We start from the raw sequence: 21,672 nt of genomic DNA, 5'->3' as shown, positions 1-21,672 counted from the left end.
ACGGATGCATATATTGCAGAAATTACTCAACGCTTGAATCATCGTCCAAGAAAAAGACTCGGCTTTAAAAGTCCGAGTCAGGTATTATGGCAACAACATGGTGTTGCACTTCAAATGCTAATCTAAGATACTTTTTCCTCAATAGCACGCACATAGGGAGGTCGGTTAAAGAAGTAATTAATATGACGATAAGTAAATCTTTATTTTTCATAAAAATAAAAAAACAAGTAAGCCAATAATTATAAAGTTAATCTTTTTATAATTCTAAACCGCTCTTAAGTCATGCTGTAAACCACAGAGGGTAATAAAAAAGAGAAGCTAAAAACGAAACATCATGAAAGTGTCACAAAGCTGTAACCTGTCTGTCATATTCTAAAATCAAAATGCAAGTATCGAAACAAGTACAAAACTGAATCAAAAGTAATGTACTCCAAATTGCAAAAATGAGAGAGATACAGAATGCGCTTTACAAATATTACTTTAGCAATTGCACTTACTGGGGCGGCAGTCACTACAGCACATGCTGCACGTGACACTATTCAAATTGCTGGCTCTTCAACTGTTCTTCCATATGCAAGTATTGTTGCTGAAGAATTTGGAAACACCTTTCCACAATTTAAAACTCCAGTGGTCGGTTCGGGCGGTTCTTCAGGCGGCTTAAAGCAATTTTGTGCGGGTGTGGGTGATAACACGATTGATATCGCAAACGCATCTCGCCAGATTAAAAGCTCTGAGCTGGCAGAATGTAAAAAGAATGGCGTCAACCAGGTATTAGAAATCAAAATTGGTTATGACGGTATTGTATTTGCTTCTAATGCCAATAAAGCAGCTTATAAATTACGTCCACAACATGTTTATGCAGCGCTTGCGGCTCAGTTGCCATCTCAGGGGAAAATGGTTGCTAACCCTTATACACGCTGGAACCAGATTGATAAAGCACTTCCAAATGAGCCGATCACCCTGGTGATTCCTGCTTCTAACCATGGTACGCGCGAAGTGTTCCAGGAGAAAATGGTGGATGCAGGTTGTGAATCGTACGCTGCAATTAAGTCTTTAGATAAAGAGGCCAAGAAAAAAGCGTGTACAAACTTCCGTAAAGATGGCCGTGTGATTGAAATTTCCGGTGACTACACTGAAACATTGGCGCGCTTAAAAACCTCTCCAAGTGCAGTTGGTGTATTTGGTCTAGGTTTCTATGACCAGAACCGTGACCGTTTGCGTGTTGCCACAGTGAATAATGTTGCACCTTCTGAAAAAACTATTCTGAACGGTTCTTATCCGGTTTCACGTCCATTGTTCTTTTATGTGAAAGGCGAACACCTGAAGTCAATCAAAGGCTTACCACAGTTCACCGAATACTTCCTGAGCAAGAAAGTATCAGGTAAAGGTTCAAAACTGGAAAAAGCCGGCCTGATTTCAATGTCAGACAAAGAACGTGCAGCAGTACTTGCGAACTTTAAAGCAGGCAAAGCGGTGGTTGTAAAGTAATACATAATGCTCAAAGCGCTGATGGCAGGGACGACCTGCCATTGGTGTGTTGCGATAGATTAAGTTTTTTCAAACCATGAAAATTGAAAAAACAGTGGAGAATACATGAATCTGCTACTCATAGGTGTCTTGCTGGCAATCATTGCCATAGCCTATCAAATCGGATTAAGTAAAAGCCGGAACCTAGCAGGTAAGGGAAACAATTCTGCGAACTTACATTCGCGTCCAAGTTATTATGGCGCCTTAGTCGCTTTATGGTGTGGAATCCCTGCGTTTTTAATTTTGATTGTTTGGAATATTGTCGAGCCGAGCTTCCTGGAACAAGTGGTGATTAATCATCTGCCGCCAGAAGTATCGGCTCAGCTTGATCCGGCAAGCTTGGGTGTTGTCGTTGATCGTGTACAGGCACTCGCTTCCGGTTTTGGAGTCAGTGATACACCCGCTGCTTATGAAATAGCAGCTGCAGAGCAGCTGGCCAAATTTGTGACCATCGGTACATTTGCCAAGCTGGCAGTGGTGATTTCTGCGGCGCTGGCTGGACTGGTCTGGGCGAAAAATCGCATCAGTCAGGAATTCCGAGCCCGTAACCAAGTTGAAAAAATTATTAATATTGGTCTGGCACTTTGTTCAGGGGTTGCGATTCTGACCACGCTTGGGATTGTGATGTCGATGTTCGGTGAAGCAATGCGCTTCTTTAGCTTTGTCAGCCCGTTCGATTTTTTCTTTGGTACAGAGTGGAATCCTGGTTTTAGTACCTCCGGGAATGCTGAAGGCAGTTATGGTCTGTTGCCACTGCTCTGGGGTACGCTGATGGTCAGCGGTATTGCACTGCTGATTGCTGTCCCTGTCGGTTTGATGATTGCGATCTATCTGGCTGAATATGCATCACCTAAATTCCGTTCTTGGGCCAAGCCAACCATCGAAGTATTGGCAGGTATTCCTACTATCGTATATGGCGTATTTGCCTTAATGATTATTGGGCCTTTCCTGAAGGCCATAGGAGCCATGGTCGGTATTGATATTAATGCCACTAGTGCGCTAACCGCTGGTCTGGTTATGGGGATCATGATTATCCCTTTCGTTTCTTCTTTATCTGATGACATTATTACTCAGGTGCCGCGTGCATTACGTGATGGGTCTTTAGGGCTCGGTGCGACCAAGTCTGAAACCATCCGTCAGGTGGTTTTGCCGGCAGCTTTACCGGGGATTATCGGGGCTTTCCTGTTAGCCGCATCACGTGCAATTGGTGAGACCATGATTGTGGTGCTTGCAGCAGGGAACAGCCCGCAGTTACATGCCAATCCATTAGAAGCAGTCTCTACAGTCACTATTACCATCGTCAACCAGTTAACCGGTGATACTGACTTCGCAAGTCCGCAGGCGCTGGTAGCCTTTGCACTGGGTTTGACATTATTTGTGATCACCTTAGGTTTGAACATTATTGCACTGTATATCGTGCGTAAATATCGTGAGCAATACGACTAATGAGTACTTCAAATACAACACCTTTAGATCAGCGTATTGATCCATCTGTGGCTGCCGAGCTACGTGAAAAGCGTAAGAAGACCATTCAGAACTCTTTGGCAGGTCGTCATCGTAAAGAAAAAGCATTTCGCCTGTTAGGCTTGTCAGCAGTATTGGCTGGCTTGTTCTTCGTAGTATTGCTGTTCGGAAGTATCTTGAGCAAAGGTTTGCCGGCTTTCTGGCAAAGCAGCATGAATCTGCCGATTTATTTTGATCCGACGATTGTTAATATTGGCCCTAAACCTAAACAGCTTGCCAATGAAACTCCGGCGCAATATGAAGAGCGTCTGATTGACTGGCAGATGCAGGTGGGCATGGTCGACTGGGATGCCCTGATTGTAAATGGCATGATTGCCAAAGATAGCAAGCTGGACGGCCAGCAGAATGAACTCGGCTCTTTATATACCAGTTCAGAAGCTTATCGTCTGCGTGACATGGTGCTGATGAATCCAGGTCTGGTTGGACAAACTGAAAATGTAAAAATTCTGGCAGATGCCAATGTCGATGTCTGGTTGGCGGGTAATATTGATCGTGATCTTCCGGCAGAACAGCAGCAACTCAGTCCAGAAGTCCGTCAACTGGCTGATGCTATGAAAGCTTCGGGTGTTATCGAAAACAGCTTCAATACCAATATCTTTGTCAGTCCGGATTCACGCAGTTCACCTGCAACCTCTGGTCTGGCCGGGGCATTCATGGGTTCCCTGTTCATGATGCTGATCGTGATCTTTATCTCGATTCCAATTGGTGTGGCTTCGGCGATTTATCTGGAAGAGTTTGCGCCAAAGAACTGGATTACCGATGTGGTTGAAGTCAATATTAACAACTTGGCGGCAGTTCCTTCGATTGTGTTCGGTTTACTGGGTGCGGCCATCTTTATCGGCTGGATGCACTTGCCACTGTCCGCACCTTTAGTGGGGGGGCTGGTATTAAGTCTGATGACCTTGCCTACGGTGATTATTACCACACGTGCCTCTTTAAAAGCAGTCCCGCCTTCGATCCGTCAGGCTGCGTTGGGCTTAGGTGCTTCACGTATCCAGACTGTATTCCATCATGTATTGCCACTGGCTCTGCCTGGTATTCTGACCGGTGCCATTATTGGGGTTGCACAGGCGCTGGGTGAAACCGCACCACTCTTATTGATCGGGATGAGTGCCTTCGTCGCCAGTGTGCCAGCGACACCATTTGAGCAATCAACTGCCTTACCTGTACAAATCTTTTTATGGCAGGGTAATGAACTGCGTAACTTCTTTGAAGGTCGTACCGCAGCAGCCATTATTGTCCTTCTGGCCATGATGATCAGCCTGAACAGTCTGGCCATCTGGTTACGTAAAAAATTTGAAGTCCGTTGGTAAGAAGGGACAAAATAATGAATATTGTAATGAATGAAACCTTGAATACCTTAGAAAAGGATCCGTCTGTGAATCCACAACATACGCAATTTACCGCAGATTCTAGTACACAAAAGCCAACGACTTCTTTTATTTCGCAGTTCGATACTCATGCGGAAAATAAACAGCAAGCCAAGAACAGTAATGTCAAACTCAGCACTTCGGATGTACATGTGTACTATGGTGAAGCCGAAGCCATTAAAGGCATTGATCTAAACATTTATGAAAATGAGGTCATTGCTTTTATTGGTCCATCGGGCTGTGGTAAATCTACATTTCTGCGTACCTTGAACCGTATGAATGACACGATTGATAGCTGTCGGGTTACGGGCAAGGTCATGCTGGATAATCAGGATATTTACGATCCGAATCTGGATGTTGTACTGCTGCGTGCACAAGTAGGGATGGTATTCCAGAAGCCAAACCCGTTTCCAAAATCCATTTTTGATAACGTCGCTTATGGACCTAAATTACATGGTCTGGCGCGTGATAAATATGATCTGGAAGAAATTGTAGAAAACAGTTTGCATAAAGCAGGCTTGTGGAATGAAGTCAAAGACCGTCTGAATCAGCCGGGTACGGGTCTATCTGGTGGTCAGCAACAGCGTTTATGTATTGCACGTACTATTGCAGTGTCACCCGAAGTGATTTTAATGGATGAGCCATGTTCAGCGCTGGATCCGATTGCAACGGCCAAAGTCGAAGAGCTGATTTCCGAGCTCTCTACCCAGTATACGATTGCGATTGTGACGCATTCAATGCAACAGGCCGCGCGTGTATCTGACCGTACAGCTTACTTCCACTTAGGTGATCTGATTGAAGTCAATTCGACTGAGAAAGTCTTTACCCAGCCGGATCATCAGTTGACTGAAGCGTATATTACCGGGCGTTTTGGTTAATCTTTGCTTATCTCAACTATTGAAAAGCAGAGCCGTTGTGCTCTGTTTTTTGTTATAGTGCCGATATAAATTGCTCATCATGTGTTAGTGAAATCGAAAATGGCATTACCTTCAGCTGAAGAACAACAACAGGCTAAACCTGCACATCAAGCCACAAGAAAAATGATCGATGCCTTGTTTGGATTTCAACATAGTGCAGAGGTGATAGCAGCACTTTTGGTTTTGTTGAGTATTTTATTGGCGACGCTTTTTACGCATGATGGACTCTTTCCAACCTCGCAAAGCCCCAATATGAGTAATTATCATCGTTGGTTGTATGATCAATTTGTGCTTTTGTCGGGTGTGATACCGCTGATTGTTTACTTTGGGGTGCGAAAGAAAGAAGATGTTCCACATTTTCGGCGGGCTTGGAGAGACTATGTTGATGCCAATGCTAAATTAAAGTTATATCGTTATTTAAAAGCGCAAGAAAAAAATAAGTTACCGCTCTTGCACAGTGCAGTCGGTGAATATATCTGCGTACTGTGTTTCTGCGTAGGTTTTGTATGTTTCTATTCGATGGTAACACCTGCGGATCAGGCACGTAGGGGGAGTTTTTTACTGCTTGCTTGGTGGCCGATTAACGCGCTGATTATTGGTATTTGCTATTATGGACAAATTTGGTTTGCTGTGCGTTTAATGGCTGTTCGGCAGATTTCTAAACGATATTTACGGTTCATTCAAAAAGAACCATCTTTAAGATAGAAAAAGTATTGAAAAAAGTTGCAATTGACCTAATCTAATATTTATAAACCGAATTAAATTGAGAATATATTTTTTATGTTATTTCATACGCCGAAATTGCCTGCAGAAATTCGTATTAGCCATTTAAACGCGCGAATTAATGAACAACGCAAAAAAATCGCGCAAACCACGGCTTCTAAACTGGAGCTTTTGCAATTAACTCAACAATTGTCAAAAGAAGCCCGTATACGTAAAAAAAACAATCAAAAAATTTATGTACTCGACTTTAAAGGGGATACTGCGGCTTCAGCAGTAGAAAGTTTACGTGAAGAAATTACCCTGATTTTGGCCACTGCAAAAGCTGGGTGTGATCGTGTGGTGGTACGTCTGGAAAGTCCGGGTGGTATGGTACATGGTTATGGGTTGGCTGCTGCGCAATTGGTGCGTTTACGGGATGCCGGTTTTAATCTGACGGTGTGTGTCGATAAAGTCGCAGCCAGTGGCGGTTATATGATGGCCTGTATCGCCAATGAAATCTTATCGGCGCCGTTTGCCATTGTAGGCTCAATCGGTGTAGTGGCTCAGGTACCGAATTTCAACCGTTTGCTCAAAGACAATAAAATTGACTTTGAATTGTATACTGCAGGTCAGTACAAGCGCACCGTAACCATGTTTGGTGAAAATACCGCTGAAGGTAAAGCCAAATTTGAAGAAGAGTTACAGCAAACTCACGAATTATTTAAACACTTTGTTGAAAAGTACCGTCCTCAACTGAATGTTGAGAAAGTGGCGACTGGTGAGCACTGGTATGGAAAAGATGCGCTGGATCTGAATCTGGTTAATAAACTGCAAACTTCAGATGAATACTTGCTGGGTTTATTGGCACAACATGATATCTATGTGATTGAGACGCGTCGTAAACCGACTTTGGGGGAAAAGCTCGGTTTGCAAGCTGCACAAATGGCAGATGGCTTGGTTCCTGTTGTCATGCACAAGGTAATGGAAGCTTTGCTTAAGGCAAATTCTAATGTAGTACAAATGCGTGATCCGAAATTTTAATATTACTCAGCTTAGGTTCATAAAAAAGGTCAGTCATTACTGACCTTTTTTATGTCTTGGATTTATATTGAATAAGCTGCCTATGAAATAATAGATTAATCACAGTTTTAATTGTTCCTTAATGGTAATTTTGCTATTTTAATCGGTGCTGTCTGAATACTTGTTTATTATTCAGAAAACTTAAAAAAGCCTTAAAATACCGAGGGAAAAATGACTAGAATCATTGTGATTGCAAAATCTAGCCACACTGTATTACATAACTCACAGACTGCAAAGGTCAATTTAATACAGCCCTCCTATGTAAAAGTTGCCATGCATAAAGAGGATATTGCCTCACTCACACGTGCTGAAAATAATTGTATTATTACCTTGAAAAATGGTCAGGTCATTGTCATTGAAAACTTCTTTATAGATGATATTGGTGAAAATAATATTTTATTATTTAATGGGACACTCAGCGAATATGAACAGGCCGAGTTTGATATTCATGGTGAATTTATTGATTACACGCCTGTCAATGAAAAGCTGCAAAATGTCCGCTCAGAAACAGTAGCGCCTGATAGCAATACGCAAATGCAAACCGCTACTGCCAATCCAACCACTCCTCCAGAGGAAGATGACTCTCCTTCGCTATTAAAGGCAGGTCTGGCCGTTCTTGCAGCTGAAGCAGCATATTTGGTGGCATTTAAAGATGATGGGGATAGCAAAGATAAAAATATCGACCGAATTCCGCCCATTAAACCAACAGCTAAGTTAGATGAGGACGGAAAAGTCATTACAGGACAGGCGGAAGCTGGTTCAACCGTTTACGTGAAAGATGCCAAGGGGGAAATTCTGGGTCAAGCACAGGCAGATAGTGATGGTAATTATGAAATCACTCTAGATCGCCCGATTACAGATGGTGAAAAGGTTGAGGTATTTGCAAAAGATTCGGCCGGGAATGAATCACAAAAACAAGTGGTGACAGGAAACAAAGATACCATTGCGCCTGATGCAGCCAATGCTCAAGTGAATGATGATGGGAGTATGGTATTCGGTTATGCAGAAGCAGGTACAAAGGTCTATTTATATACAGCAGATGGAGAACTTGGACCAGTGACTGTTGCGCCAGACGGGAGTTTTAGCCTGTCTGTCAAGCCTGCACTCAAGCCCGGAGAAACTGCAAAAGTGGTTGTTGAAGATGAAGCAGGAAATCGTTCAGAAGAGAGTAGTGTTGAAATTGGCCAAGATACATTAGCACCTGATCAGCCTAAATTTGAAGTCAAAGAAGATGGCAGCTCGCTTAAAGGGCAGGCAGAAGCAAATTCAACAATTGAAATTAAAGATAGCAATGGCAACCTGATTGGCAGGGGCCAAGCCAATGATCAGGGCGATTTTGAAATCATATTAAACCCGGCATTGGCAGAAGGAAAAACAGCCAGTATTACGGTTAAAGATGCAGCGGGCAATACCTCCAAACCGATGGATATTACTGCAGGTCAAGATAATATTGCACCCGATGCACCTAGTGTAACGTTAAATGATCAAGGCACTGAAATAACCGGTCAAGCAGAACCGGGTTCAAGAATTGAAATTCGAAAAGGTAATAGTTTGTTGGGCTTTGGTACAGTGGATGAAGATGGAAACTATACAATTAAACTCTCACCTGCATTGACAGATGGCGAGCTTGCCAAAGTATATGCTATCGATGCAGCGGGTAATCAATCTGATCCGATCGATATAAGAGGCAGCAAAGATACTGAAGCACCCTCTGCACCATTTTTATCTAAAGTATATGATGATACGGGTGAGAGTGAAGTTTCCATTAAATCCGGTGGCAGCACTCAAGATGGTACTCCTGTTTTTGAAGGAACGGGTGAGAAATATGCAACGATTACCATTTATCAAAATGGCGTAGCGATTGCCACTGTTGAAGTGGGGGCGGACCGTAAATGGACCTATACGCCTGAGCTTGACTTGGACCCTGGAAAATATAGCTATTCATTCAGTCAAACCGATCTTGCAGGAAACATCAGCGATAAAAGTGCTGCATTTGAATTTACTATAGAAGCTGCAGACCCGGAAACGCTATTGGCGGATACTACAAATGTTAATGAGGAGCTGACCAGTGCAGCTTCACAGCTTGTGGCTTTAGAGTTACTACTGAACGATTCTGCCCAAACCGAGATAAATGCTGTTGAAGAGCAAGAGTTCGATATTCATTCACTGCTAAGTCGCGATGATGTGATTTCGTTTAATCACACCGAAATTGATTTAGAGTCACTGAATTTAGATAAAGGGGGGATGGATGACTCCGCAGCAGAGGGAGCATTAGCAGGGAAATCAACTGAGCCGATGGCAGTTTCGCAATCTGTGCAGATGGCTGATTTAACCCACGTGAGGATAGATCTAGACGAGTTGCAACATCCAAGCTTGGCTTTTGTCTAAAGAGAAACGATCTCTATGAATCACACCGCTAAATAAATTATTGAGAATTAAAAGCATTCAATCGAGTGCTTTTTTATTGCCGTGTAATAGTTGAATTAGGCCAGTAATGATGGCGCCAATGGTTGCCAGTAACATATCTTTGTGCGCATCCCAGATATCACCCTGTTGCCCATTATAATTTTCCGCTTCTTCAGGAGATAAACTGACGGCAATCCACCATTCCAGCCATTCATACAATAGACTGCTAGCAATAACAAATTGAATTACCAGCAGAAAAATCACCTTGGGTTTCAGTGTAGGAAGCCAGACCTGAAACAGGCGATAGAAAAAAGGGTAGAGCAATAGACCGTAGGCAATATGAACCAGACGGTCATACATATTACGTGACCAGCCCATGAATTGATTTAAATCCAAATGCAATAGCTGTTGAATCCAGTCATTATAGGGAACAAAAGAATAAAGATAGTGCGCCCCGATCATATGAATCAATAAAAAAAGCAGATAAAAAATAAAACAGGAGAAACTGAGTCCAATTTTCTTGAGGCTCACCAGCAGGACAATCAGCATCAAAACTGTACCGGCCTGATGGAGCATATAAGCAAATAATTCGAGCGGTTGAATACTCGCAAGCACAAGCGCAATGGCGAAGAAACCTAAGCTCAGCCAGTGTTTTAAGCTAAGTTGATATTCAATCATCTTATTATTTTCAGTGATCTATTGATGGAATTATAATAAAAAAACGAAGCCGAGGCTTCGTTTTTTTAATCTAACTTAGTTTAGATTTTAGAAATCAGTTCTTTTACTTGTTTTGCTTGAGCTGCTGCATTACCCGTATAAGTTGCTGGCGTCATTTCAGCTAAACGGGCACGGTCAGCAGCAGGTACAGCTTCTAATTCGTTACCATTTACAAAATCCACCATCATGTCGCGAGTCATGGCTTGACCACGAGTAAGAGCTTTTAATTTTTCGTATGGTTTTTCAACATTGTAACGACGCATTACAGTTTGAATCGGTTCAGCCAGAACTTCTTGAGCATTGTCTAAGTCTTCAAGAATACGGTCAGCATTCAATTCAAGTTTACCAATTCCTTTAGAGCAAGCTTCAAAAGCAATTAAGCTTTGTGCAAAACCCACACCCATGTTACGCAGTACAGTTGAGTCAGTTAAATCACGTTGCCAGCGAGAAATCGGAAGTTTTTCACCCAGGTGAGCAAGAACAGCGTTTGCAATACCCAGATTACCTTCAGAGTTTTCAAAGTCGATTGGGTTAACTTTGTGCGGCATGGTTGAAGAACCTACTTCACCTTCTTTTAAACGCTGTTTGAAGAAGCCGAGAGAGATATAGCCCCAAACGTCACGGTTAAAGTCGATCAGGATCGTATTGAAACGACGTAGCGCATCAAAAAGCTCGGCCATGTAATCATGTGGCTCAATTTGCGTGGTGTACGGATTGAAGGTTAAACCTAAAGATTCAACAAATGCTTGTGAGTGAGCAGGCCAGTTGATGTCTGGATAAGCTGAAAGGTGAGCATTGTAGTTACCCACTGCACCGTTAATTTTACCTAGCAATTCAACATTTTGGAACTGTTTGATTTGACGTGCAAGGCGGTAAGCCACGTTCGCCATTTCTTTACCCAGCGTAGTTGGGCTTGCAGTTTGACCATGAGTACGTGACAACATTGGTTGTTCGGCATGCTGTTCTGCCAAAGCAACAATTGAATCAATGATTTGCTGCATGGCATTGACCAGCACTTCACGACCATTTTTCAGCATGAGCGCATGAGACAGGTTATTAATGTCTTCAGAAGTACAGGCAAAGTGAATGAACTCACCAGCATTTTTCAGTTCATCAATATGGGCAATCTGTTCTTTTAAAAAGTACTCAACCGCTTTTACGTCATGGTTGGTGGTACGTTCAATTTCTTTAATACGGTTGGCATTCTCTTCAGAGAAGTTGCTAACAATAGCATCCAGTGCAGCATTTGTTTCAGCTGAAAAAGCTGGAACTTCAGTAATTTCAGGATGGTTTGCAAGCGCTTGTAACCAACGCACTTCAACAGTTACACGAGCATGGATTAAACCAAACTCAGAAAGAAAAGGACGGAGAGCATCACATTTGCTCGCATAGCGTCCATCTAGTGGAGAAAGTGCAGTTAAAGCGTTCATATTGATTCCTTAGATCTTGGAATTAAACGAAAAATGAAAAGCGCATCAGCTCGGTTAAGTCACCTGAAACTGAAGACGTGCCAGATTTTGAATATCTTGAAGTAACTTGCGTTTACCAAAGACCATGCCCCATGAGCTGCCGCCGAGCTGGCGCCACAAATGCGCCATTTGCAAGCCGGTAAACAGGGATGCACGAATACGGTTGGTATGGCCTGAATCTTTGAAAGCCTGAGCATTGCCTCGTACCATGATGCGCGGATTAATCTGTCCGGCAGTCTCTACATAGGTTTGGGCAAGATTGGCAATAATGCTGGGATGCATATAATTATTATCAAAGAAAGAGAGCTGTCTTAAAATTTTCTGTTGAGATTGTTCAATAATTTCAACAAACTTGGGATTGCTATACACTTTTTTTTCTAATTGTAATAGCGCCATGGCATAGGACATCGGAAGTTTGGTATTGGAAAGTTTAGGTAATCTGGATTTCGGCGAGGTATTAAAGGGCTGGGTAATACTACTTTCTAAAGCCTTTAAGCCGAGGGAAATATCGGCCAGCTGATTAAAGAAGTCCAGGGTTTGGGTATTGGATTGACCACTGGGACGAATATTTAAACTGGCTTTAATCAACTGTTCAAAATAAAAGTTACCGCTTTCACCAATACTCTGCTGGCCCGTCATCGCTGTCATATGCGTCAGCTGGGTGGCCTGAAAAACTGCCGCCAACGCCAACACACGATTTTGGCGAATATTCAGAGTCTGAGGCTGTTGAAACGGTAACTCTGCCATGCCGAGACCATCCTTATGCAATAAAATCCGGTTTAGGAGCATTGGTGTGGTGAATCACGCCGCCCCCTAAACATACTTCACCTGAATAAAACACAACACTTTGACCTGGTGTCACTGCACGCTGTGATTCATCAAATTCAACGCGTACACCATTTGGTGTATTCGGGTCTTTATAAATAGTACAGGCTTGGTCAGGCTGACGGTAGCGGGTTTTTGCCGTACAGCGGAAACCCGATTCAGGAATGTCCTGTTCACCTGCAACCCATTCAATGGCTTCACTCCACAGCATGGTGCTGTGCATGAGTGGATGTTCATGACCCTGACCAATCACCAGACGGTTGTTTTCAATATCTTTATGCAGTACAAACCAGGCACCTTCTTCTGCACCCTTCATACCGCCAATACCGATCCCGCCGCGTTGACCGAGCGTATAGTACATTAAGCCGTGGTGATCACCAACCTCTTTGCCATCCTCAAGGACGATTTTTCCAGGTTGAGCTGGTAAATACTGCTTCAAGAAGTCATTAAAACGACGCTCACCAATAAAGCAGATGCCGGTTGAATCTTTTTTCTTGGCTGTTACAAGACCCAGTTCTTCCGCAATTTTACGGACTTCCGGCTTTTCAATTTCACCTACCGGGAATAAGGTCTTGTTGATTTCACGCCCATGCACAGCATGCAGGAAATAAGTCTGGTCTTTGTTGTTATCTACACCGCGTAGTAAAGGCGCATACTGATCACCTTTAGAATTGGTCATGGTTTCACCACGGCGGCAATAATGGCCGGTTGCAATAAAGTCTGCGCCTAAATTCACCGCATGATCTAAAAAGGCACGGAATTTAATTTCTTTATTGCACAGAATATCCGGATTAGGGGTACGACCAGCTGCATATTCCGCCAGAAAATGTTCAAATACGCGGTCCCAGTATTCCATGGCGAAGTTGGCAGTGTGCAGCTTGATGCCGATCTTGTCACAAACGGCTTGTGCATCTGCCAGATCTTCCATGGCTGTACAATATTCCGTGCCGTCATCTTCTTCCCAGTTTTTCATGAAAAGACCTTCAACCTGATAACCTTGTTGAAGAAGTAATGCGGCAGAAACAGAAGAGTCTACACCACCAGACATACCGACGATGACACGTTGTTGCATGGGATTAGGCATCCAAATTTGAAATTAAGGGAGAATTCTGGTGCTCGTAAATGAGCGATAAAGGATAGCGTTTTCCTGCCTGAGCATCTTGCACCGCTTTTAGTACTAAGGGGCTACGGGCACGGGCTGTTTCAATCAGTTCATCTGGCGTCATCCAGACTGCACGCACAATACCGGTATCGAGTTCAGCCTGTTCATCATAACTTATCGTTTCGGCCTTCAAGCAGAAACGGTAGTAGGTCCGATCTGGAAACATGGGCGGAGTATAAGTATAGATACCGATCAGATCGGTGATCTGAACCTGATAGCCGGTTTCTTCCTGAGTTTCACGAATAGCTGCTTCGACAATGGTTTCACCTGCTTCCACATGACCGGCAGGCTGATTGAATACAGTATGGCTAACCGCTTCTGTATGTTCTTCGACAAACAGAAATTTTCCATCTTTTTCAACGACAGTCGCGACAGTAACGTGAGCAGTCCAAGCAGTCATAAAACGCACCATGGCAGGAAAAGCCCTATTCTACAAAATTTAGCAAGACGTGGCTATGTGAGATGAGTTTTTCTTTGGCGCTTTGGCCAGGTTTTACTTTTTTGAATAATTGAGCATTACCAGCAAAAGGGTGCAAGCTGATAAATCATAAAAAAGCCTAATTGGAAGGGGTTTGATTAAGCCGTGTGCTTAATACGCTGTACTTTTTTATCTTTTAGGCCAATAAGAAATACCCAATAACAGATGCCGGGAAATAGAGCCATTAAAATAGTGGAAATATTGCTATACATTTTCCACCATTGCTCAGGAATTTGGCCTGTATGAGTCCAGGAAAAAAGAATAAAAAATGGCGTGGCAATGAAGAGAGTGCTAATACAGATGGTGAGTAAATTAAGCAGATTATAGCGATTTAAAGTAGCAGAGAGTAAAAAGCTGAAAGGAACTGTTAAAATGCAATAGGCTAAATAAACCAGACCATGCCCTATAAAAACAACGAAAATAGAATATAAGTCATATTCACGATTCATCATGATAAAAAACAATGCAGTGAAGAAAAGTAAGGGTACCGGAGCAAGCAAGAGGGCTTTTACTATTTTTTCATTTGAGTATGTCATAAGCTTAATTCTCTTTTTTTACTCGATCGTTCTTTATTATCACTATAACTACGCTTCACAAAGAGCAGGGGGGCTTTCATTGAATATAATGAAAAGATGATTATTTATCTATTTTTTGGGGTGGGAAGGGAAGGCTTAAGCTATAAAGCATTAAAAATAGATACTTTAACAATTCATCTATTTTTAAACTGATTTCTAATATTCAATCATTAAAACGCCTAAAAACACTTAATCTTGGTTTTTTATCTGGTGATTCAGATTCTTAGATCTGAATTTCTTATTACTAGTCGATGAATTGGGACTGTTTTGTAGGTTTTGACTCACATCAAACTTGGCCTTTGACGGCTATCTGGAAGACTAAAGTTTTTCTATGATGAGCTATCAGGAATAGGATATTCCAGAGAATAACAAGAGATAGGCATAAAAAGAGTAAGGTAAGACAGGAGTTATACCGAACAACCAATATGAAAAACCCCAGCAGGATGCTGGGGTTTTTCTTGTCTGAAGGATTTTGATCTCACATCGACGCTACTGAATCAATGTGTAGAAACCCTCATATTTTTAATACTTTTAGAGTTTAATGAGAAGAAAATATAAATAAAAAACTGATCGCGGCATTCATGGGTTTTATGATTGCGATTTTCCCGATGCTTTTATTATTTCCCAACCGTTCAATTCAATAGTTGCCATTATCTGCGCTAGTGCTATTCCTGTTTATTGCTCTGGCAGGGAGGAAGGAATATAAGCAGCTGGATATTTGAAAAGTTGATGTTTCGAGCCTTTGAACGATGATTTAAAAATTTTCATATGCAGTAAGTTTAAAGAGGTTCTCAATTATGGCTTGGCACTTTCACATCATGGCTAACCGGATAAAGTAAAATTTTTATTTTTAAATAAAAAAACCACGCAAAAAGCGTGGTTTTTTTAATCAGTTTAATCTAATACAAATTAGATTTTACCAACTAGGTCGATTGAAGGAGCAAGAGTTGCATCGCCTTCTTTCCATTTAGCTGGGCAAACTTCGCCTGGGTGAGCGTGTACATATTGAGCTGCTTTAACTTTACGAAGAAGTTCTTGAGCATCACGACCGATACCACCCGCATTGATTTCAACGATCTGGATTTTACCTTCTGGATCAATCACGAAAGTACCACGGTCAGCAAGACCGTCAGCTTCGATTAATACGTCGAAGTTTTTAGCAAGAGTCCAGTTCGCATCACCAACCATGACGTATTGGATTTTTTTGATTTCTTCTGAAGAATCATGCCAAGCTTTGTGCGTGAAGTGAGTGTCAGTAGAAACTGAATAAATTTCAACGCCTAACTTCTGGAATTCAGCATAGTTATCAGCAAGGTCACCTAGTTCAGTTGGGCAAACAAAAGTGAAGTCAGCTGGATAGAAGAATACAACAGACCATTTTCCTTTCAGGTCAGCTTCAGTTACTTCGATAAATTGACCATTTTGGAATGCAGTTGCTTTAAATGGTTTAACTTCAGTATTAATTAAGCTCATCATTGTCTCCATGATTGAGGTTTGTATTTAATTTCCAAAAGGATAACGGATTTTTTGTTATTGCTGAAACAGTATTTTTACATTATTAAGATCGGAAAAACCGAATTAACTAATATAAAGTTTACAATTCCACCAAATCTGACTTTTTGATCTATTCAATCACCTAAAGATGATAACTGAATGACAAAAGAGCAGTTCTTCAGCCTGCCTAAGAAGATGAAGGTTGAGGCCCTAAAATTCAAGGGTCTAGTTGAGGAAATTATAAAAATATTCAAAAATCCCAAGCTTCCGCTGACTGGCAATACAGCGTAAAATAGCAGTTTATTGTCTTTTTATATTAGGTGTTTTCTCAGTGCAGAGTCCTTTAAATGTAGATCAGCTCGTTATGGCGCGCGACCGCCATCGTTTAAATCGACTCCAAAAAGGTAAAGATGCAAATCTAAAACAATACGAAGAATTATTTGAAAAATCGCATGCCAAAGTCATGCAGCGTATTGAGCGCATTCCTGAGATTAACCTCAATCAGGATCTGCCTGTCAGCCAGTATGCCGACAAGCTGATTGAAGCCATCCAGCAGCATCAGGTGATTATTGTAGCGGGTGAAACCGGTTCAGGTAAGACCACGCAGTTACCTCAGATTGCGATGCTGGCGGGTCGGGGGCTGACGGGTCTGATTGGTCATACCCAGCCACGGCGTCTGGCAGCACGCAGTGTTTCGCAACGTATTGCCGAAGAGGTTGGGGAAAAGCTGGGAGAATCTATTTCCTTTAAAGTCCGTTTTAACCAGCAGGGTTCACAAGACTCTATAGTTCGTTTGATGACTGACGGTATTTTACTGGCAGAGCTGGCCCACGACCGTTTCCTGACCAAATATGACACTATCATTATTGATGAAGCCCATGAGCGCTCGCTGAATATCGACTTTATCATGGGCTATCTCAAGCAGCTGTTGCCACGTCGTAAAGATTTAAAAGTTATCATCACTTCTGCAACGCTGGATGTAAACCGTTTTAGTGATTACTTTAATGGTGCACCAGTTTATGAAGTGGAAGGGCGCAGCTATCCGGTCGAAGTCCGCTATCGTCCGATTTCAGAAATGAGCATTGGCGGCAGTGATGATGATGAGTTTGATGACTTTGAGGAAAACCTGCCGCGTGCTGTGGTTCGGGCCGTTGAAGAGTGTTTTGAAGATGCGCAGGAAAAAGGTCATCCTGAACATGCCGATATCCTGATTTTTGCCAGTACTGAACAGGAAATTCGTGAGCTGCAGGAGACTTTGCAGAAACATGGTCCAAGGCATACCGAAGTTCTCCCTTTATATGCCCGACTGGCGTTGGCTGACCAGCAAAAAATCTTCAATCCTTCCGGTGGGGGACGACGGATTATCATTGCAACCAACGTGGCAGAGACGGCACTGACCGTTCCGAATATCCGTTATGTAATTGATAGCGGTTTTGCTCGTATTTCACGTTATAACTATCGTTCACGGGTGCAGCGTTTACCGATTGAAGCTGTTTCCCAGGCGGCTGCCAATCAGCGTAAGGGGCGTTGTGGCCGTATTGCGCCAGGTGTCTGTATCCGTCTATATAGCGAAGAAGACTTTTTAAGCCGCCCTGAGTTTACCGAACCGGAAATTAAGCGGACCAACCTGGCCTCGGTGATTTTGCAGATGCAGAGTCTGGGCCTGGGCTCCCTGGAAAATTTCGATTTTATCGAGCCGCCTGATCATCGTCTGGTTAATGATGGCCGTAAGCTGCTGGTTGAATTAGGAGCGATGACTGAGAAAGGTTCTTCTAAAGTGACTGAAGAAAAGCCATCGGCGACTTCTTCCGCTTTAAAAAAAGGGGGAACACAGGGTGGATTAACCAAAATCGGTCAGCAGATGGCAAAAATGCCGATTGACCCGCGGCTGGCACGGATGATTCTCGGTGGTGCGCATTTTGGTGCGCTGAATGAAGTGCTGGTTATTGTTGCAGCTTTGGCTGTACAAGATCCGCGTGAGCGCCCCGCAGACAAGCAGATGCAGGCCGATCAGAAACATGCATTATTCCGTGAAGCAGATTCCGACTTTCTGTTTTATTTAAAACTCTGGGAAGCCCTGCACAATAACCGCGAAAGCATGAGTGAAAATAAACGCCGTAGTTTTGCGCGCAATCATTTCCTTAGCTGGTTACGTCTGCGGGAGTGGAAGAAAACCCATGAACAGCTGGTGGATCTGGCCAAAGGTTTAAAGCTGTCTTTTAATGAAAAGAAGACCAGTTATGAGAATCTGCATCGCGCGCTATTAACTGGTTTACTCTCTTTCATTGCCAATAAGACCGATGAACGCAATGTATTTATGGCGGTGCGTCAGCAAAAGGCACGTATTTTCCCGGCTTCGACCTTACATAAAACCAATACGCCTTGGGTCATGGCCTTTGAAATGGTCGAAACTTCACAGGTGTATTTGCGTACCTTGGCGAAGATTGAACCAGAATGGATTTTGCTGGCCGCGCGTGACTTGCTCAAGCATCATTATTTTGAGCCGCACTGGTCGAAAAAAGCCGGCGTGGTCAATGCCTATGACCAGATTTCTTTATTTGGCCTGATTATTGAGCCAAAACGTCCGGTGAATTATGAAAAAGTCGATCAGGCCGCAGCGCACGAGATTTTCCTGCGCGATGCTTTAACCACGGGTCATCTGGGCATCAATCCGCCGTTCCTGAAGCATAATCTGCTCAAACTGGAAGAAGTGGAGCGAGTTGAAGACAAGTTGCGCCGCCGCGATCTGGTGGTCGATGAAGAAACGATTTACCAGTTTTATGCCTCGAAAGTACCGCCGGAAGTGGCCAGTCGCCGCAGTTTTGAAGACTGGCGTGCGACGGTCGAGCCACATGAGCCGCGTTATCTGTTTGTTGATGATGATGCCTTGTGGCTAAATGACCGTCCGACGACACAGCAGTTCCCTGACTATTTGCGTAATGGTGAATTACGTCTGGCCACCAGCTACCGTTTTGATCCAAGTCATGATGAAGATGGGGCGACGGTGAAGATTCCATTACAGGCATTGCCGCAAGTCGATGAAAATGTCTGGTCATGGGGTATTCCGGGTTGGCGTCTGGAGCTGATTGAAGCGCTATTAAAAAGCCTGCCTAAAGATAAACGCCGTGCTCTGGTGCCAATTCCAGATACAGCGCAAAAGCTGGCCGCCCGGATTGATGCGGTACATTTGCAGGAACATATTTTCAGTTTTCTGGCTTTCCAGTTACGGGGCGAGCAGATCAGCGAAAAAGATTTTAGCTTTGAGCGGGTCGAGCAATATCTGCTGCCACTCATTAAGGTGGTAGATGAAAAAGGCCGTGTGATTGAACAGGGCCGTGATCTGACAGAGTTAAAAGCACGCTGCCGTACAGAAACCCATAGTCCGGTCAAACAGCTGAAAGGTGAATTTAAAACCTTCCCGGAAAACTTTGTTTTTGAAGCCTCGCAAAAAGTCACAGGCGTGATGGTGAAGCAATATCAGGCACTGGTGCCGAGCAAAAAATTTGCTACGCTGGAACAGAAAGATAAATCTGGTGTGGTCATTCAGACCTTTAATGATCAGGCTGAGGCCGTCAAACAGCATCGGGAAGGAATTATCCGGTTGGTGCATATGCAGCTGGGTGATCTGGTTCGCCAGCTGAAAAAGCAGATTTCCAAACCGTTGGCGCTGGCGTATTCGCCTCTGGGAGACAAAGCCCAGTTAGAGCAAATGTTAGTTTATGCCACACTGCAGATGTCAGTTAAAGAACTGCCTGTCAATGTGCAAGAGTTTCAAAAAACAGTGGAAGATGTAAAAAAATCTTTCCTGATATATGGGCAAACTGCGCTCAAAGAGATCACGGATATTTATATTCAATGGCAGGAAATTCGTCGTAAACTCCTGGTGCTCGACGCTTCTATATTTGGAAAAAATATCGATGATATTGAGGACCAGCTTGATTTGATGAGTCTTTCTGACTTTGTTTACCAGAAACCATCCGACGTATGGCTGGAATTTCCACGCTATTTGAAAGCCTTGATCTTGCGTTTAGAGCGCTTGCCCAATAACCTACAGAGGGATGATTCCGCCATTGACCAAATTGATCCGTGGATGGAAAAATTATTTAAGTTTAAAAATGACGCTCGCCTTAAAGAATTGTATTTTATGGTCGAGGAGTTAAGGATCTCATTGTTTTCACAACCCATGAAAACGAAAACACCCATTTCTCCAAATCGCCTGCAAAAAGTATGGGAACGTCTGGGAATCAGTTAAGATATAGGTCATTTTGAGAAGGAGTTTTACATGGGCATCCGCATTACAGGTACTGGCTTGTTCCATCCAGAAGAGGTCATTACCAATGAAGAGTTAGTTGAAAGTTTAAATGCTTATGTGGAACTGTATAATCACGAAAATGCCGACAAGATCGCAGCAGGCGAACTGGAAGCGCGTCGTGGTTCTAGCGCAGAATTTATTGAAAAAGCATCAGGTGTACAGCGCCGTTATGTCGTTGAGAAAAGCGGGATTCTAGATCCGAAACGTTTACGTCCAAATTTACGTGAACGTTCAGATGATGAAATCTCACTTCAGGCTGAATGGGGCGTTATTGCTGCTCAACAGGCCATGGAAAATGCCGGTGTAACTGCTGAAGATATTGATATCGTAATTTTGTCATGTTCCAACCTGCAACGTGCTTATCCGGCCGTGGCGATTGAAATCCAGACGGCTTTGGGAATTCAGGGCTATGCCTATGATATGAACGTCGCCTGTTCAGCAGCGACCTTTGGTTTGAAGCAGGCGCATGATGCGATCAAAGCGGGCAGCGCACGTCGTGTGTTATTGGTAAATGTGGAAATTACTTCTGCACATACCGATTTCCGTTCACGTGACTGTCACTTTATTTTTGGTGATGTGGCCACCGCTTCCATCATTGAAGATACAGAGACTAAAACCGGTTTTGAAATTCTGGATACCCAGCTTTTTACCCAGTTCTCGAACAATATCCGCAATAACTTTGGTTTCCTGAATCTCTCAGAAAATGCAGATATTGATGATAAGCGTTTCCGTCAGGACGGCCGTAAAGTCTTTAAAGAAGTGTGTCCACTGGTGGCGAAAATGATCACCGCCCAGCTGGAAAAAAACCAGATTGTACCTACAGATGTAAAACGCTTCTGGTTGCACCAGGCCAATGCCAGTATGAATGAACTGATTTTGAAACTGGTGGTGGGCAAAGAAAATGCCAAACCGGGTCTGGTACCGATCATTCTGAATGAATTCGCCAACACCTCTTCTGCAGGGGTAATTATTGCTTTACACCGTACTGCAAATGAAGTTGAAGATGGTGAATATGGCGTGCTGTGTTCATTTGGTGCGGGCTATTCTGTAGGCTCAATCCTGGTACAAAAGCATGTTGCCTAAGCCAGAAGCGCTATTACAGGTCTACTGCAAT

The 21,672-nt window shown here is 43.2% G+C and carries 16 protein-coding genes; 9 read left to right on the top strand and 7 right to left on the bottom strand.

Translation table 11 applies throughout. The annotated features are described in order from the left end of the window. Positions 1-459: 459 nt before the first annotated feature. The 7 genes from E2K52_RS04105 (at position 460) to E2K52_RS04075 (ending at position 9,508) form a co-directional block, all read left to right on the top strand. Entirely contained in the window at positions 460-1,488 is a 1,029-nt protein-coding gene (locus E2K52_RS04105; RefSeq protein ID WP_151203902.1) for a substrate-binding domain-containing protein, read from the top strand. 105 nt (positions 1,489-1,593) lie between these two features. Then, positions 1,594-2,973: a phosphate ABC transporter permease subunit PstC gene (gene pstC, locus E2K52_RS04100; protein ID WP_151203901.1), complete on the top strand. Its 1,380-nt coding sequence runs from the start codon at positions 1,594-1,596 to the stop codon at positions 2,971-2,973. Beyond that, the gene (gene pstA / locus E2K52_RS04095; protein ID WP_151203900.1) at positions 2,973-4,364 is read left to right on the top strand and encodes a phosphate ABC transporter permease PstA; all 1,392 of its coding nucleotides are present in this window, start codon (positions 2,973-2,975) and stop codon (positions 4,362-4,364) included. Before pstC ends, pstA begins: the two co-directional genes overlap by 1 nt. 14 nt (positions 4,365-4,378) lie before the next feature. Continuing rightward, positions 4,379-5,299, top strand: a complete 921-nt coding sequence (gene pstB / locus E2K52_RS04090; RefSeq protein ID WP_151203899.1) for a phosphate ABC transporter ATP-binding protein PstB — start codon at positions 4,379-4,381, stop codon at positions 5,297-5,299. 99 nt (positions 5,300-5,398) lie between these two features. After that, positions 5,399-6,043 carry a hypothetical protein gene (locus E2K52_RS04085; protein ID WP_151203898.1) on the top strand — a complete coding sequence of 215 codons (645 nt, stop codon included), beginning with the start codon at positions 5,399-5,401 and terminating at the stop codon, positions 6,041-6,043. Positions 6,044-6,118: 75 nt separating this feature from the next. Further along, positions 6,119-7,081 (top strand): protease SohB, encoded by a 963-nt coding sequence (sohB, locus tag E2K52_RS04080; RefSeq protein WP_151203897.1) that lies wholly within the window; start codon positions 6,119-6,121, stop codon positions 7,079-7,081. Positions 7,082-7,291: 210 nt separating this feature from the next. Continuing rightward, positions 7,292-9,508 carry an Ig-like domain-containing protein gene (locus E2K52_RS04075; protein ID WP_151203896.1) on the top strand — a complete coding sequence of 739 codons (2,217 nt, stop codon included), beginning with the start codon at positions 7,292-7,294 and terminating at the stop codon, positions 9,506-9,508. A 57-nt stretch (positions 9,509-9,565) separates the two neighbouring features. On the opposite strand, the gene E2K52_RS04070 is transcribed toward E2K52_RS04075, so the two are convergent. From E2K52_RS04070 to ahpC, 7 genes are all read right to left on the bottom strand, one after another. Continuing rightward, entirely contained in the window at positions 9,566-10,204 is a 639-nt protein-coding gene (locus tag E2K52_RS04070) for a DUF2238 domain-containing protein (RefSeq protein ID WP_151203895.1), read from the bottom strand. An 80-nt stretch (positions 10,205-10,284) separates the two neighbouring features. Further along, positions 10,285-11,673, bottom strand: coding sequence for an adenylosuccinate lyase (gene purB / locus E2K52_RS04065; RefSeq protein ID WP_151203894.1), 1,389 nt, complete (start codon positions 11,671-11,673; stop codon positions 10,285-10,287). Positions 11,674-11,727: 54 nt separating this feature from the next. Continuing rightward, positions 11,728-12,459 (bottom strand): high frequency lysogenization protein HflD, encoded by a 732-nt coding sequence (gene hflD, locus E2K52_RS04060; RefSeq protein ID WP_151203893.1) that lies wholly within the window; start codon positions 12,457-12,459, stop codon positions 11,728-11,730. 13 nt (positions 12,460-12,472) lie between these two features. Further along, positions 12,473-13,609, bottom strand: a complete 1,137-nt coding sequence (mnmA, locus tag E2K52_RS04055; RefSeq protein ID WP_151203892.1) for a tRNA 2-thiouridine(34) synthase MnmA — start codon at positions 13,607-13,609, stop codon at positions 12,473-12,475. A 4-nt stretch (positions 13,610-13,613) separates the two neighbouring features. Continuing rightward, a complete protein-coding gene (locus E2K52_RS04050) occupies positions 13,614-14,099 on the bottom strand; it encodes an NUDIX hydrolase (RefSeq protein ID WP_151203891.1) in 486 nt (161 codons plus the stop codon). A gap of 176 nt (positions 14,100-14,275) precedes the next feature. Next, positions 14,276-14,713 carry a hypothetical protein gene (locus tag E2K52_RS04045; protein WP_151203890.1) on the bottom strand — a complete coding sequence of 146 codons (438 nt, stop codon included), beginning with the start codon at positions 14,711-14,713 and terminating at the stop codon, positions 14,276-14,278. A gap of 948 nt (positions 14,714-15,661) precedes the next feature. Beyond that, a complete protein-coding gene (ahpC, locus tag E2K52_RS04040; RefSeq protein WP_005097370.1) occupies positions 15,662-16,225 on the bottom strand; it encodes an alkyl hydroperoxide reductase subunit C in 564 nt (187 codons plus the stop codon). A gap of 352 nt (positions 16,226-16,577) precedes the next feature. Between ahpC and hrpA the strand changes: the two genes are divergently transcribed. Together hrpA and E2K52_RS04030 are read left to right on the top strand one after the other, a co-directional pair. Beyond that, on the top strand, positions 16,578-20,498 hold the full coding sequence (gene hrpA, locus E2K52_RS04035) for an ATP-dependent RNA helicase HrpA (RefSeq protein ID WP_161981117.1): 3,921 nt from the start codon (positions 16,578-16,580) through the stop codon (positions 20,496-20,498). A 30-nt stretch (positions 20,499-20,528) separates the two neighbouring features. Then, positions 20,529-21,641 (top strand): beta-ketoacyl-ACP synthase III, encoded by a 1,113-nt coding sequence (locus E2K52_RS04030; protein WP_151203889.1) that lies wholly within the window; start codon positions 20,529-20,531, stop codon positions 21,639-21,641. The last annotated feature ends 31 nt before the right edge of the window (positions 21,642-21,672 follow it).

Source organism: Acinetobacter sp. RF14B, from assembly GCF_006864105.1.
GTDB classification, from domain to species: domain Bacteria; phylum Pseudomonadota; class Gammaproteobacteria; order Pseudomonadales; family Moraxellaceae; genus Acinetobacter; species Acinetobacter lwoffii_C.
Note: the sequence above shows the minus strand (reverse complement) of the source record. Positions and strands in the feature narration are given on the sequence as shown.